We start from the raw sequence: 14,236 nt of genomic DNA on the forward strand, positions 1-14,236 counted from the left end.
CCCTCACCTCAAATGGCAAAAAACCGGTCCGGACAAATGATCGTGAAACCCGTTACCGAAAGCCTCGCCGAAGCCGCCCGCGCCGCCTCGGGCAAGGGGTTGCCGCCGGTCCATCTTTGGGACCCGCCCTTCTGCGGCGATATCGACATGCGCATCGCCCGCGACGGCACCTGGTTCTATCTCGGCACGCCGATCGGCCGGGCGCCGCTGGTGCGGCTGTTCTCGACCATCCTCAAGCACGAAGGCGGAAGGTTCTATCTGGTGACCCCGGTCGAGAAGGTCGGCATCACCGTCGACGACGCGCCCTTCGTCGCCGTGGATTTCGAGCGCGGCGAGGAGGCCGGCGAGCCCGTCCTGACCTTCACCACCAATGTCGGCGACCGCGTCACGGCCGGGCCGGACCACGAGATCAGGGTCAGCCGCGACCCCGAAACCGGCGAGCCCACGCCTTATCTTCATGTCCGCGCCGGTCTCGAGGCGCTGATCGACCGGAAAAGCTTCTACCGCCTGGCCGAAATCGGCGAGACCCGGCCCCATGAGGGACAGGACTGGTTCGGCTTCCGTTCGCAAGGCGCCTTCTTTCCCGCGATCCCGGCCGCCGAGCTGAGCTGACCCGGCCGCACGCCCCTGGCCACCATCGCGCCATGGGTATTTAGGCCAAGAAGAAGACCCGATCACGTCTTCCCGGCTCGACGACCCCGGCATGGCCGCCCGCGCGCGCTTCGGTCCGGCCATGCCCCAATTCTTCGCAGAAGAATTGCGTTCAATGCGCCGCGGCCCAGTTCGGCCCCTGCCCCGCATCGACGACCAGCGGCACATCGAGCGCGACCACGGGCAGGGCGGCCCCTTCCATGACCTCGCGCACGCGCGTGGCGACGTCCTCCGCCGCGCCCGCCTCGACCTCGAAGATCAGTTCGTCATGGACCTGCAGCAACATCTTGGCGGGAAGCCCCGCAATCGCGGCGGGCATCCGGATCATGGCGCGGCGGATGATGTCGGCCGCGGTGCCCTGGATCGGCGCGTTGATCGCCGCGCGCTTGGCAAAGCCCGCCTGCGGCCCCTTGGCACCGATCTCGGGGGTGTGGATGCGCCGCCCGAACAGGGTCTCAACATGGCCGTGCTGCTTGGCAAAAGCCACGGTCGCCTCCATGTAGTCGCGGATCCCCGGGAAACGCTCGAAATAGCGGTCGATGAAGCCCTGCGCCTCGCTGCGCGGAATTCGCAGGTTGCGCGCGAGGCCGAAGCCGGAAATGCCGTAGATCACCCCGAAATTGATCGCCTTGGCGCGGCGGCGGATCTCGGGCGTCATCTCCGCCATCGGTACGTCGAACATCTCGGAGGCGGTCATGGCATGGATGTCCTGACCCTCGCGGAACGCCGCCTTGAGCGCATCGATGCCGGCGACATGGGCAAGGATGCGCAGCTCGATCTGCGAATAGTCGAGGCTCAGCAGGACCTTGCCCTCCTCGGCCACGAAAGCCTCGCGGATGCGGCGCCCCTCTTCACTGCGCACGGGGATGTTCTGCAGGTTCGGATCGGTCGAGGACAGACGCCCCGTCACCGCGCCGGTGATCACATAAGAGGTGTGAACGCGCCCCGTTTCGGGGTTGATATGGTCCTGCAGCGCATCCGTATAGGTCGATTTCAGCTTGGAAAGCTGGCGCCAGTCCAGCACCCGCGCGGGCAGGTCATGGCCCTCGGCGGCCAGATCCTCCAGCACGTCGGCGCCGGTGCCGTAGGCGCCGGTCTTGCCCTTCTTGCCGCCCGACAGGCTCATCTTGTCGAACAGGATCTCGCCCAGTTGCTTGGGGCTGCCGACATTGAAGCTCTCGCCCGCCAGTTCGTGGATCTCGGCCTCGAGCGCGGCCATCTTCTGGGCAAAGGCATTCGACATCCGTGAAAGCGTGTCGCGGTCGACCTTGATGCCGGTCATCTCCATCTCGGCCAGCACCGGAACCAGCGGGCGCTCGAGCGTCTCGTAGACGGTCGCGACCTTCGCCCGGTGCAGTTGCGGCTTGAAGAGCTGCGCCAGCCGCAGCGTCACATCGGCATCCTCGGCGGCGTATTTCACCGCCTCGGCGACCGGCACCTTGTCGAAGGTGATCTGCGACTTGCCCGAGCCCAGCAGCGTCTTGATCGGGATCGGCTGGTGCCCGAGATAACGTTCGGACAGCGCATCCATCGAATGGCCATGCAGCCCCGCATGCATCGCGTAGGACATCAGCATCGTGTCGTCGATCGGCGCCACCGCGATGCCGTGACGGGCAAGGATCTTGGCATCGTATTTCATGTTCTGCCCGATCTTCATCACCGCCGGATCTTCCAGGAGCGGTTTGAGCAGGGCCAGCGCCTCGTCCATCGGCATCTGCCCCTCGGCCAGCGCTGCCGAGCCGAAAAGATCGCCCTCGCCCTCGCGATGGCCAAGCGGGATGTAGCAGGCCTGCCCCGGCTCGACCGCCAGCGAGATACCCACCAGATCCACCCGCATCTCGTCGAGCCCGGTGGTCTCGGTATCGACCGCGACCCAGCCCCGCGCCCGCGCGCGCCCGATCCAGTCCTCGAGGGCGGCGGCGTCGCGCACGCAGTCATAGGCCTCGGGCTCGAAGGGCAGCGCCGCCGGTGCCGTGCCATCGGCCGGATCGGCCGCGGCGGGGCTTGCCTCGGGGATCGCGGGCGGCTCGGCGCCCAGACCGTCGGCGACCCGCTTCAGCAGGGTGCGGAATTCCATCTCTGCAAGAAACCCCAGCAGGGTCTCGGCATCGGGCTCCTTCACCTCGAGATCGTCGATGGTCTCGTCCAGGGGCGTTTCGGCATCGAGCGTCACCAGCTTCATCGACAGCTCGATCTGGGCGCGGTTCTCGATCAGGGTCTGGCGGCGCTTGGGCTGCTTGATCTCCTCGGCGCGGTCCAGAAGCGTTTGCAGATCGCCGAATTCCTGGATGAGCTGGGCCGCGGTCTTGATCCCGATCCCGGGCGCGCCGGGAACGTTGTCGACGGAATCGCCCGCCAGCGCCTGCACGTCGACCACCCGCCCGGGCCCGACGCCGAACTTGGCCTCGACCTCCTCGACGCCGATCCGCCTGTTCTTCATCGCGTCCAGCATCTCGACGCCATTGCCGACCAGCTGCATCAGGTCCTTGTCGGAGCTGACGATGGTGACGCGCCCGCCCTTCTCGACCGCCTGCCGCGCATAGGTGGCGATGATGTCATCGGCCTCGTAATTCTCCTTCTCGATGCAGGCGATGTTGAAGGCGCGCGTGGCCTCGCGGGTCAGCGGGATCTGCGGCCGCAGGTTCTCGGGCATCTCGTCCCGGTTGGCCTTGTAGAGATCGTAGAGATCGTTGCGGAAGGTATGGCTGCCCTTGTCGAAGATCACCGCGACATGGGTCGGCGCGTCGGGGCCGCGATTGTCCTGCACATATTTGTGAATCATGTTGCAGAAGCCCGCGACCGCGCCGATCGGCAGCCCGTCGGATTTCCGCGTCAGGGGCGGCAGCGCGTGAAAGGCGCGGAAGATGAAGGCCGAGCCGTCGATCAGATGCAGATGGCAGCCCTTGCCGAAGCCTTCGGTCATGTCTTTCTCCCGTCCTGAGCCCGCGCGCCCCGGTCTTGCCACGAAGCGGCGCGCTCTGCCAGTGCCGAGGCGCGACCCGCCGCATGCAAAAGCCTCATGCCCAGGCATGGCAACAGACGCGCCCGGCCGCTGGGCCGGACGGCATGGTCGGGGACCGGCCCCGAAGGATCAGGTCTTCAGCTTGTCGGCAAAGCTCTCATGCACGAATTTGCGGTCGCAATAGCCGCATTCGACAAAGCCCTTGTCACGCGGGATCGAGAGCCAGACCCGCGGATGGCCAAGCCCCGGCCCGCTGCCATCGCAGCAGACCCGCCACTCGGCGGTGACGGTGGTTTCGGGAGGGGTCGTGTCTTTTTCCTGTCCGGGGGCGTCAGGGGCCATGCGTTTGCGCTCCGCTCGTTGCCGGGGCGACCGGGTCGCCTTATGTCGGGCGGCATGATAGCGAATGAACCGGCACGGGCAAGCGGCAGAGGCAAGGAAATGACAGGGAACGCGATCGAAATCGAAGGGCTGACCAAGACCTATGCCGCCAGCGGCAGCCAGCCGCCCAAGGAGGCGCTGAAGGGCATCGACCTCGACATCCCCGCGGGCTCGATCTTCGGGCTGCTGGGGCCGAACGGCGCGGGCAAGTCGACGCTGATCAACATCATGGCCGGTCTGGTGCTGAAGACCCGCGGCAAGGTCAGCATCTGGGGCTTCGACCAGGACGTGAACCCGCGCCAGTCCCGCGCCTCGATCGGGGTGATGCCGCAGGAGTTGAACATCGACCCGTTCTTCACCCCGCGCGCGGCGCTCGAGGTGCAGGCGGGGCTTTACGGCGTGCCGAAATCGCAGCGCATCACCGACCGGGTGCTGAAGGCCATCGGGCTCGAGGACAAGGCCGATGCCTATGCCAGGAACCTTTCGGGCGGCATGCGGCGGCGGCTTCTGCTGGGCAAGGCGCTGGTCCACCGGCCGCAGGTGCTGGTGCTGGACGAACCCACCGCGGGTGTCGATATCGAGCTGCGCCAGATGCTCTGGGCCAATATCCGGCGGCTGAACGAGGAAATGGGCACCACCATCATCCTGACCACCCATTACCTGGAAGAGGCGCAGGAAATGTGCGGCGAGATCGCCATCATCAACCATGGCGAGCTGATCGCGCGCGATTCGACCTCGGCCCTGATCGGGCGGATGGATGCCAAGACGCTGGTGATCCAGCCCGAGGGCGAAGTCGCCTCGCTGCCCGAGATGCCCGGCCCGGTCGAAAGCTGCCTTCGCCCGGACGGGTCGCTCTGCTTTACCTATCGCCGCAGCGAGATCGGCACCGGCGCGGTGATCGAGGCGGTCCGGAACGCGGGCATCTCGATCGGCGACGTGGCGACCGAGGAACCCAATCTCGAGGATGTCTTCGTCGCGCTCACCTCCAGCAAGACCGCCGCGTGAGCCGGGTCATTCTCTTCAACAAGCCCTGGGGGGTGCTGTCGCAATTCACCGATGACGGCGCACCGCGCCCCGACCGCCGGACCCTGGCCGAATTCATCGACCGGCCCGGCGTCTACCCGACCGGGCGGCTCGACCGCGACAGCGAGGGGCTTCTGGTTCTGACCGATGACGGCCGCCTGCAGGCCCGCATCGCGAACCCGAAGGCCAAGACCGAAAAGACCTACTGGGCCCAGGTCGAGGGCCTGCCTCCGGACGCGGCGCTTGAGGCGCTGGCCCGCGGCGTCACCCTGAAGGACGGCCCGACCCGGCCCGCGCGCATTCGCCGGATCGACGAGCCCCCGGGGCTCTGGCCGCGCGACCCGCCGGTCAGGGTCCGCAAATCGGTGCCCGATTGCTGGATCGAGCTGACGATTTCCGAAGGCCGCAACCGCCAGGTCCGCCGCATGACCGCCGCCGTGGGCCACCCCACCCTGCGGCTGATCCGCTACCGGGTCGGCGACTGGACGCTGGACGGGATCGAAACGGGAACCTGGCGCCCGGCCTGACCCGCCCGCGAAAGCGCGCCGCCAGAGCCCCAGGACCTGCCGCCATGCCTCGCGCGGGTTCCGCGCCTTTTTCGACCGCGCCCGGGACCGGATGCCACGTTCTTCGGAATCATGGCCGACACGGCTGTCGACGGCGTCTTCTGGCAGGCTGCTGAAAAGTGATCCGCAGCGATCAGTCATCAGCTCGGCGACAGGCCGCGGAAAAGCGCCGGCCCCTTCCGCAACAAGGCGAGGCCGGAGTTTTCAGCTGCCGTCCAGGTATTCCGGCGGTTGACGGCGCAGGAAGGGCTCGATTTCGCCAGCGGACCCGCGCGCGATTTTCGTGGCGGGCCGGGACGTCACCGTCCCGCCCTGCCCTTCGCCGACCTGACCGCCAAGACCAGAGCCCTGCGGCCGCTTCACGACCGGCCCCCGACAACGCCATCGAGGCAACCGCCCGGGCGTTGCGCCTGCCGCCCGAGGCCCGCGCCATCTGGAATGTCGAACTCGACGCCCCGTCGGAGCTGGCGCCGCGGATCGTCTGAGCCGGGCCGGGCTTTCGCCTCAGGCCTTCTCCAGCATCCGCCCCAGCACGCGCCCGCCGAGGATGTGCACATGCAGATGCGGCACTTCCTGCACGCCATGCGCTCCGGCATTCGAGATCATCCGGAAGCCGTCGGCCGCCAGCTCCTTCATCTCGCAGACCTTGGCGATGGTGCGGGTGAAATCGACGATCTCGGCATCCGAGGCCTCGGCCGCGAAATGGTCGTAGCAGACATAGGGCCCCTTCGGGATCACCAGCACATGGACCGGCGCCTGCGGCGCGATGTCGTTGAAGGCAAGGCTGTGCTCGGTTTCCAGCACCGTGGCGTTGGGAATTTCGCCGCGCAGGATCCGGGCAAAGACATTCTGGTCGTCATAGGCGTAAGTCATGTCGGTCCTCACTCAAGAGCCGGGCCCCGGCACCCGGTTCCCGGGGCCGTTCCCGGCCTCAATCGTCGAAGAGAGTCGCCGTATCGGCGATCCCGCGGGCCGTGTCATAGGGGATCTCGAGAAATTTCGCCAGCACCAGCGCCGCCTCGCTCAGCGCCAGCCCCGGTTCCAGCCGGTAAAGGGCAGGAAATCCGGCAGCCCGCAGCCGCGCGCTTTCCTCCCTGATCTGCTGTCCAAGCACCGGCAGCACCAGCGCCGCCAGCCCCGGCGGGCTGCTCTGCGACAAGAGCCCCAGCCCGCGGGCATGGCCCAGAAGATCTGCCTGGCTGAAGGGACAGGCGATTTCAAGCATCCTCACGCGCGCGCCATCGCCATGAAGATCGGTCATGACATCCAGATCGGAGGGGTCGAGGCAAAGCAGCAGCCGGTCGGTGCCGTAACTGTCGAAGACCAGCCGCAGAAAGGCGCCATGATGGCGGCTGCGCTTGGCCAGGCCACGCTCTATTCCGCCCAGATCTGGCAGGTCGGCCGCATCGTCATCGAACGGGAATTCGACCGCGGGCATGCCGATCGTACGGCGCACCCGCCCGGCCAGACGCCGCGCGACACCCCGCTTCTTGCAGATGGCCAGCATCAGGTCATGATCCGGCCCGAGAGACGCCCCGCGCTCCCAGGCACGGTCGCCGAAGCGCTGCCCGACCCGGCCGCGCCCGGTCAGGAAGCGGTATATCGCGGCACCGCCACCCGAGACCGCGGGCCCCGGGCCGGGCGCCGCATGAAGCGCCTCCAATCGCGCCCGAAGCTGTCCCGCCCCGGCCGAGATCCTGTGGGCGAAGAAGCCCTCCTGCACCGTCAGCAGGTCGAAGTGATCGTTGTAGAAGGTCACCGGTCGTCCATTCTCGGTGACAAGCTCGAAGGTGGGCGCCCGCGACCGGATCTCGTCACCCGGCACCAGATGGCGGACAAGGGTCTGAAACAAGGTCGCCGACAAGGGCGCTTCGGCCCATCCGCCGGCCCGGAAAAAGCGCCGCACATCCGGCCGCCCGGCAAGGAAGGCCAGAACCGCCTCGACAGTGCCGCGGCGCAGGCACCACCACCGGCTTCCGGTCATCCCCCGCAGATCGCCGGGCGGCGCACGCCCCGGCGGTTTGCCTGTCGCCACCGCGGCCCGGATGCCCGCCCGGCGCCGAGGCGCAGCGACGTCCTGCCGAAGGATCGGCCGCAACGCCATCTGTCCGCCCCCGCCCATGGCTTGGAAATCGAGGCCTTCGATATGATCGCAGTCCTCGGCATCGAGCGCGGCGCGCAGCCGCGCGGCGGACTTGATCGGCAGGCACTCGTCCGTCAACAGGTAAAGATGCGTGGCCTGCGGAAAGGCGGCCAGGGCCGCGCGCGCGGTATTCAGGACGGCCTGCACCCGCGACCACTCTCCCCGGTCGCAGCGGACCGGCCGCGCAAGGACGACAGACGGATTGCCCGCGACGGCCGCCCGGATATCGGCGGGCCGCGCCCGCCGGTCCACATGCAGGGCCACCAGATCGCCCGCCGCGCTCAGCCGCTCGGCCAGGGCCACGGTAGCAGAGGGGCCCTCGCGACAGAGCAACAGATAGGCGATGGTCGCCATCCCGGTCCCCCGAATATACGGCCGCGCGACCGCAGTTTCGCCTTTTGCACGTTTCTCGATTATTACTCTCTCGCGAGAGATAAGTCACCGCAGGCAGAGCCCCCTGCCCGGCAACAGCGCACCGACAAAGGCGCGCGGGCGTTTTTCGGCATCGGCGGAGGCCCTCCGGCACTGTCACGCTCGGCCGCGCGCCCGAATCGTGACCTCTTCGGCCGCAACCAGATCGGCGCCCCCAAGGCCGCCGCCGGGAACCCTGCACGCCGCAGGGCTTGCCCCCGGCTGCGCCCCAATACCGCCCGACATGGTAGCCACGGTCCCGGCAGAAGCACACAACCCAGCCACCGAACCGCCTGCTTCCCCGGTCCGCGCGCCTCGCCCCAAGACAGGACCTGCGGTCACAGCCCGACAGGGATCCGTCATCCCCGCATCTCCGGCATGGGTTGAGAGGAAATTCCCGGCTTGATCGCTCCGAATGCCCCCGCCGACGCTCCGCCAAGCAATCCGCGCTCATTCCGCAACGATACCGGACCGGCCTCACCCGGACAGAAACGTCCACAGCAAGATCTGCTGCCCGACGCCGCCCGCAGCAAGCTCCACATCTGTTCTTCTTGGCCGAAATACCCCCGCCGGAGGCACCGCGCGCCTGCGCGCGGCCCGGCCCAAGGCCGGACAAGCGGGGCGCAGCCCCGTGCGGGCCGGGGGCGGGAGCGCCCCCCCCGCCCGGCCCCCTCAGATCAGCCCGTGGCTGCGGAAAAGCGCGCTCAGATCGGCCTCGGCGCGGGCACCGATATGGCTGATGATCTCGCTTGCCGCCACGCAGCCCATCCGGCCGCAGCTTTCCAGATCGTGGCCCTGGGTCAGCCCCCAGAGAAACGCCCCGGCGAAGAGATCGCCCGCGCCGGTCGCATCGACCACCCGGGTGGCCACCGCCGGCGCATGCCAGCGGCCCTCGCCCGAAAGGACATGCGCGCCATCGGCGCTGTCGGTGCAGGCCACCAGCTCGATCTCGGCCGCGGCCTGGGCCAGCGCCTCGTCGAAGACCTCGGTCTGGTACATCGACAGCATCTCGGCCCGGTTCGCGAACAGAAGGTCCACATCCTCGCGGATCATCCGGCGGAAGGCATCGCGGTGCCGGTCCACGCAGAACGGATCCGACAGGGTCAGCGCCACCTTGCCGCCCGCGGCCTTCGCGGCGGCGATGGCCTTGGCGAAGGCGGCATGGCTTTCGTCCCCGTCGAAGCGGTAGCCCTCGAGATAGATCCATTCGGCATCGGCGATCTGCGCCGCGTCGATATCGGCCGCGGAAAGCCGCTCGGACAGCCCCAGATAGGTGTTCATCGAACGCTCGCCATCTGGCGTGACCAGAATGATGCAGCGCCCGGTCTCGCCCTCATCCGCTCCCGGGGCCATCGGCGTGGCGAAATCGGCGCCCTGGGCGCGCAGGTCATGGGCGAAGATCGTGCCCAGCTGATCGTCCTTGACCTTGCCGACATAGGCGGTGCGTCCGCCCAGATGGGCGATGCCCGCGATCGTGTTCGCGGCCGAGCCGCCCGAGATCTCCTGCGCCGGACCGATCCGGCCGTAAAGCTCGACGGCGCGCTCGGTGTCGATCAGCTGCATGATGCCCTTCTCGACGCCATGCTCGGCCAGGAAATCCTCACCGGCATGGGCCAGAACGTCGACCAGCGCATTGCCGATGCCGACGACGTGATAGGTCTTGGTCATACTGTCTTGTCCTCGTATGGGCAGAGATCCCGGATCGGGCAGGTCCCGCAGATCGGCTTGCGCGCCTTGCACAGGTAACGGCCGTGCAGGATCAGCCAGTGATGCGCATGGCGCTGGAATTCGGCCGGCACATTGTCCTCGATGGCGCGCTCGACCGCCTCGACGGTCTTGCCGGGCGCGATCAGGGTGCGGTTGCCGACCCGGAAGATATGGGTGTCGACGGCCTGGGCGGGCAGCCCCCACCACATGTTCAGAACCACATTCGCGGTCTTGCGCCCGACCCCGGGCAGCGCCTGCAGCGCCGCGCGCGAGGAGGGCACCTCGCCGCCATATTCCTCGACGAGGATCCGGCTCAGCTTGATCACATTCTTCGCCTTGTTGCGAAAAAGCCCGATCGTGCGGATATGCTCGATCAGCCCCTCCTCGCCCAAAGCCAGCATCTTCTCGGGCGTGTCGACCCGGGCGAAGAGCGCCCGCGTCGCCCGGTTCACCCCGGCATCGGTCGCCTGCGCCGACAGCGCCACCGCGACCAGCAGGGTATAGGCGTTGACATGTTCGAGCTCGCCCTTCGGCTCGGGCTCGGTCGCCTGAAAGCGGGAAAAGATCTCGTGGATCGTATGATAGGGCAATGCCTGGGCCATCGGCCTTCCTATGCCCGCGCGGCGGGGCAGAGGCAAGGCCGCAGCGGGGCCGCCTTTTGGCGCAGGTTCCGGGTCGCACGGGCCTGCGCGCTGCCCTATCCTCGTTCCGACGCCAGCAAAGGGACGCGCCATGCCGAAGGATACCGACCGCGACGAGAACCAAGCCTATCATTTCGCGGTGATCCGGCGCGCCATCGACAGGATCGACGCGGCCGGCGGCGAGAGCCTGCCGCTTGAAACCCTGGCGGCCGAGATGAACATGAGCCCGGCGCATTTCCAGCGCGTCTTCTCGCGCTGGGCCGGGGTCTCGCCCAAGCGCTATCAGCAATACCTGACGCTGGGCCATGCCCGGACCTTGATGCGCGAGCGCTTCACCACGCTTGAGACCGCGGGTGCGCTGGGGCTGTCGGGCGCGGGGCGGCTGCACGACATGTTCCTGCGCTGGGAGGCGATGAGCCCGGGCGATTACGCCAAGGGCGGCGCCGGGCTGGAGATCCACTGGGGCTGGGTCGACAGCCCGTTCGGCCCGGCGCTGGTGATGGCCACGGCACGCGGGATCTGCGGCATCGGATTTGCCGCCGAGACCGGATCGGACGCGGTCATGGCCGACCTGACATCGCGCTGGCCGCATGCCAGCTTCGTCGAGGATCCGGCAGCCCTTGCGCCCTGGGCCGAAGCCGCCTTCGGGCGGCAGGACGGTAAAGCCGCCTTCGGGCGGCGAGGTGGCGAGGCGCGGCTGCACCTGATCGGGGCCCCGTTCCAGATCAAGGTCTGGGAGGCGCTGCTGAGCGTGCCGCCGGGCCAGGTCACGACCTATTCCGAAATCGCCCGCGCCATCGGCCATCCGCGGGCGGTGCGCGCGGTCGGCACCGCCGTCGGACGCAACCCGATCGGCTATCTGATCCCCTGCCACCGGGCGCTGCGCAAGACCGGCGCGCTGGGCGGCTATCACTGGGGCCTGCCGGTCAAGCGTGCCCTTCTTGGCTGGGAAGCAGCCCGGGCCGATGCCGCTAGCGGGGCAGATACCCGGGCCGGTTGAGCGGTCCGCAGGCGGCGCATCTGCGGCGCGGCGCAATCGGCCTTTTACCGCCAGCAAGCCGCCCCGACCTGATGATCCCCCCTCGAAGACGGCCGCCATGCGACTATATTCGTCGCAAAGCCCCCGGAACGGGGCTGAACGGGCAACCGCCCCCGAACGTGGCGCAAGCAAAGAGGCAGTCATGATCCGACCGAGCAAACCCCTTCTCCTGACCATCGCGGCCGTTCTGGCGCTCGGCGCCTGTACCGATCCGTCGGTCCAGACCGGCGACGCGCGGCAACGCACCAAGGAAGGCGCCGCCATCGGTGCGGGCCTCGGCGCGGTGACCGGGCTGATCGCCTCGAACCGGGGCGGCAACGATGCCAAGAGCGCGCTGATCGGGGCCGCTGTCGGCGCCGCCGCAGGGGCCGCCATCGGCAACAATCTCGACAAGCAGGCCGCCGAGCTGCGGCAGAATTTCGACAGCAACCGGATCGGCGTGGTCAATACCGGCAATGCGCTGGTCGTGACCATGCCCCAGGACATCCTGTTCGCCACCGACAGCGCCGCGATCCAGTCCGGGCTTCGGGCCGATCTGCAAACCCTGGCCTACAGCCTGAACGACTATCCGGACACCACCGTCGATGTCATCGGCCATACCGACAATACCGGCTCGGCCAGCTACAACCAGCAGCTTTCCACCCGCCGCGCCAGCGCGGTGGCCTCGGTGCTGACCGGCGCCGGCGTCAATTCGAGCCGCGTCCGCGCCTATGGCCGCGGCGAGGAACAGCCCATCGCCTCGAACCTCTCGCCCGAGGGCCGGGCGCAGAACCGCCGGGTCGAGATCGTCATCCGTCCGGTGTCCTAACCCGGAACCTTCCGGGCGCGCGCGGCATCCGCCTGCGCGCGCCCATTGCCGCCCGGCATCCGGGGCCATATCTTGCGACCGGTTCAACGGAGGCCCCCGCCGCGCCATGCCCTTCCAGAAAGTCCAGCCCGAGAAGCTCTCTGCCGCCGTCGTCCGCCAGATCGAGCTTCTGATCCTGCGCGGCGTGCTGCGCCCCGGCGACCGGCTGCCGGCCGAACGCGACCTCTCCGAGAGGCTGGGCGTGTCGCGGCCATCGCTCCGCGAGGCGATCGAGTCGCTTGAGGCGCGCGGTCTGCTGGTCAGGCGCGCGGGCGCGGGTGTCTTCGTGGCCGAGATGCTGGGCGCGGCCTTCTCGGATGCGCTGGTCCGGCTTTTCGCCACCCATGACGAGGCGCTGTTCGACTATATCGCCTTCCGCCGCGACCTCGAGGGGCTGGCCGCAGACCGCGCCGCCCGTACCGGATCGGATACCGACCTTGCCGTCGTCGACACGCTTTTCACCCGGATGGAGGCCGCCCATGCCAGGCGCAGCCCGGCCGAGGAGGCGCGGCTTGACGCCGAATTCCATCTCTCGATCATCGAGGCCAGCCACAATGTGGTGATGACCCACATGATGCGGGCGATGTTCGATCTTCTGCGCGAGGGGGTGTTCTACAACCGGCAGATCATGTTCCGCCAGCGTACAACGAGGCGCATGCTGCTGGACCAGCACCGCGCCATCAATACCGCCCTGCAGGCCCGCGACGGCGCCGCCACACGTGCCGCGGTCGAGCGGCATCTCGATTATGTGGTCGAGGCGCTCCGGGCCGATCAGAATGTCGAGCGCAACGAGGCGGTCGCCCGCCAACGGCTGGAACAGGCGCTGAACAAGGGGTGAACCGGGGGCTGAACAGGGATTGAGCGCCCTCAATTCACGCTGTTGGTCAGGTTGGCATGGGTCCGGCAGCGTTTGTAAAGCGCCCAGTAGGTTGTGAAATCGAGCTCGTCCCGCACCGCCAGCATCCGGCCCAAAGTGTCGAGATCGATCCGCACCAGATAGGGTTCGGGCGCATGCATGTCGCCGCCCCGGAAGGTGATGCAGGCCAGCTTTTCATCGGTCGGCGTGCGCACGAAGAACCCCGCCTCGACCGCGTCGCCCGCATGGCGGCGCGCCCGCTCGGTCAGATCCTGACGGCGCTGCCTGCGCGGATCCTCGGCCATCACTGCCTCGATGGCGGCGGCGTGCTGCGCGGCGCGGATGCCCTCGCTGTGATTTTCCAGAAGACGACGGGCCGGGCCGACACCGGTCAGCGCCAGCAAGGCGACAAGCCCACTCCCCAGCAGCAGCGCCGAGAAGGTGCGCGGACGAAACAGCGCCCGGGTCTCGGGCGAAGACGAAGACGCGGGCTTGGCCTCCCCGGGCATAGGTCGCCGGGCAGAGACAGTCCATCGGGCTGGACCGCGATCAGAAGAGCTCTGGGACGGGCCGGGCATCATTCTCTCCGAAAACCGGGGCGGGACCGCGCGGAAATGGCGCCGCCTTGTTACCCCTCTCTGCGCCCTCGGACAGGCGACCGGACCGGCACCCGAACCGGGACAGGACGTGAGCGGAGCGCCAGTTTTCCAGCAGAGGAGAGGCAGATCAGGACGAGTATTCCGGCCAGCGACGCGAAGGTCATCGGGGCAAGGACAAGGGCGGCGATCATCACGGGGCTCCCTTCGAAACGGCGTCAGGGACCGTCCCCACGCCGCAGCATTAGAGCCCGCAATTGTGGCAAGGCGATGCCCGGAACCCGGAATTCGCGCGAAATACGGGGCGGAAATACCGGATCGCGCGCAGATCCTGCCGGGGGGGGGGCGGCGAGGCGCGGCGGCCCGTGGCCTAAACGGCAAAACCCCGGCCGCGGGGCCGGGGTTCTGACTTC

The 14,236-nt window shown here is 68.2% G+C and carries 13 protein-coding genes; 6 read left to right on the forward strand and 7 right to left on the reverse strand.

Annotated features, from left to right (window positions below; translation table 11 throughout):
• The first annotated feature begins 36 nt into the window (after nucleotides 1-36).
• A complete protein-coding gene (locus A6W98_RS00500; RefSeq protein WP_231098328.1) occupies nucleotides 37-612 on the forward strand; it encodes a DUF1285 domain-containing protein in 576 nt (191 codons plus the stop codon).
• A 151-nt stretch (nucleotides 613-763) separates the two neighbouring features.
• Here A6W98_RS00500 and polA read toward each other — a convergent pair whose 3' ends face one another.
• Both polA and A6W98_RS00510 read right to left on the reverse strand, forming a co-directional pair.
• Nucleotides 764-3,574: a DNA polymerase I gene (polA, locus tag A6W98_RS00505; RefSeq protein ID WP_042456475.1), complete on the reverse strand. Its 2,811-nt coding sequence runs from the start codon at nucleotides 3,572-3,574 to the stop codon at nucleotides 764-766.
• 168 nt (nucleotides 3,575-3,742) lie between these two features.
• Nucleotides 3,743-3,955 carry a zinc-finger domain-containing protein gene (locus tag A6W98_RS00510; RefSeq protein ID WP_042456480.1) on the reverse strand — a complete coding sequence of 71 codons (213 nt, stop codon included), beginning with the start codon at nucleotides 3,953-3,955 and terminating at the stop codon, nucleotides 3,743-3,745.
• A 99-nt stretch (nucleotides 3,956-4,054) separates the two neighbouring features.
• Here A6W98_RS00510 and A6W98_RS00515 point away from each other — a divergent pair, with 99 nt between their 5' ends.
• Both A6W98_RS00515 and A6W98_RS00520 read left to right on the forward strand, forming a co-directional pair.
• On the forward strand, nucleotides 4,055-4,999 hold the full coding sequence (locus tag A6W98_RS00515) for an ABC transporter ATP-binding protein (protein ID WP_042456483.1): 945 nt from the start codon (nucleotides 4,055-4,057) through the stop codon (nucleotides 4,997-4,999).
• Nucleotides 4,996-5,544 (forward strand): pseudouridine synthase, encoded by a 549-nt coding sequence (locus A6W98_RS00520; RefSeq protein WP_042456486.1) that lies wholly within the window; start codon nucleotides 4,996-4,998, stop codon nucleotides 5,542-5,544. The genes A6W98_RS00515 and A6W98_RS00520 overlap by 4 nt, the downstream gene beginning before the upstream one ends.
• 543 nt (nucleotides 5,545-6,087) lie before the next feature.
• On the opposite strand, the gene A6W98_RS00525 is transcribed toward A6W98_RS00520, so the two are convergent.
• The 4 genes from A6W98_RS00525 to nth all read right to left on the reverse strand — a co-directional run bounded on the left by A6W98_RS00525 (nucleotide 6,088) and on the right by nth (nucleotide 10,446).
• Entirely contained in the window at nucleotides 6,088-6,456 is a 369-nt protein-coding gene (locus tag A6W98_RS00525; RefSeq protein WP_042456489.1) for a histidine triad nucleotide-binding protein, read from the reverse strand.
• 58 nt (nucleotides 6,457-6,514) lie between these two features.
• Complete coding sequence (locus A6W98_RS00530; RefSeq protein WP_042456492.1) at nucleotides 6,515-8,080, reverse strand: DUF5928 domain-containing protein; 1,566 nt, start codon at nucleotides 8,078-8,080, stop codon at nucleotides 6,515-6,517.
• 729 nt (nucleotides 8,081-8,809) lie between these two features.
• Nucleotides 8,810-9,805, reverse strand: a complete 996-nt coding sequence (locus A6W98_RS00535; RefSeq protein WP_042456495.1) for an adenosine kinase — start codon at nucleotides 9,803-9,805, stop codon at nucleotides 8,810-8,812.
• Complete coding sequence (gene nth, locus A6W98_RS00540; RefSeq protein ID WP_042456498.1) at nucleotides 9,802-10,446, reverse strand: endonuclease III; 645 nt, start codon at nucleotides 10,444-10,446, stop codon at nucleotides 9,802-9,804. Before nth ends, A6W98_RS00535 begins: the two co-directional genes overlap by 4 nt.
• Nucleotides 10,447-10,576: 130 nt before the next feature.
• Between nth and A6W98_RS00545 the strand changes: the two genes are divergently transcribed.
• The 3 genes from A6W98_RS00545 (at nucleotide 10,577) to A6W98_RS00555 (ending at nucleotide 13,209) form a co-directional block, all read left to right on the forward strand.
• Nucleotides 10,577-11,485, forward strand: a complete 909-nt coding sequence (locus tag A6W98_RS00545) for a methylated-DNA--[protein]-cysteine S-methyltransferase (RefSeq protein ID WP_042456502.1) — start codon at nucleotides 10,577-10,579, stop codon at nucleotides 11,483-11,485.
• 181 nt (nucleotides 11,486-11,666) lie between these two features.
• Nucleotides 11,667-12,332 (forward strand): YiaD family glycine zipper/OmpA-like lipoprotein, encoded by a 666-nt coding sequence (locus A6W98_RS00550; RefSeq protein WP_042456505.1) that lies wholly within the window; start codon nucleotides 11,667-11,669, stop codon nucleotides 12,330-12,332.
• A 106-nt stretch (nucleotides 12,333-12,438) separates the two neighbouring features.
• Nucleotides 12,439-13,209 (forward strand): FCD domain-containing protein, encoded by a 771-nt coding sequence (locus A6W98_RS00555; protein WP_042456507.1) that lies wholly within the window; start codon nucleotides 12,439-12,441, stop codon nucleotides 13,207-13,209.
• 29 nt (nucleotides 13,210-13,238) lie between these two features.
• On the opposite strand, the gene A6W98_RS00560 is transcribed toward A6W98_RS00555, so the two are convergent.
• Nucleotides 13,239-13,736, reverse strand: coding sequence for a hypothetical protein (locus tag A6W98_RS00560; RefSeq protein WP_042456511.1), 498 nt, complete (start codon nucleotides 13,734-13,736; stop codon nucleotides 13,239-13,241).
• Between the last annotated feature and the right edge of the window lie 500 nt (nucleotides 13,737-14,236).

The sequence above is a fragment of the Rhodovulum sulfidophilum DSM 1374 genome, assembly GCF_001633165.1.
GTDB classification, from domain to species: Bacteria; Pseudomonadota; Alphaproteobacteria; order Rhodobacterales; family Rhodobacteraceae; genus Rhodovulum; species Rhodovulum sulfidophilum.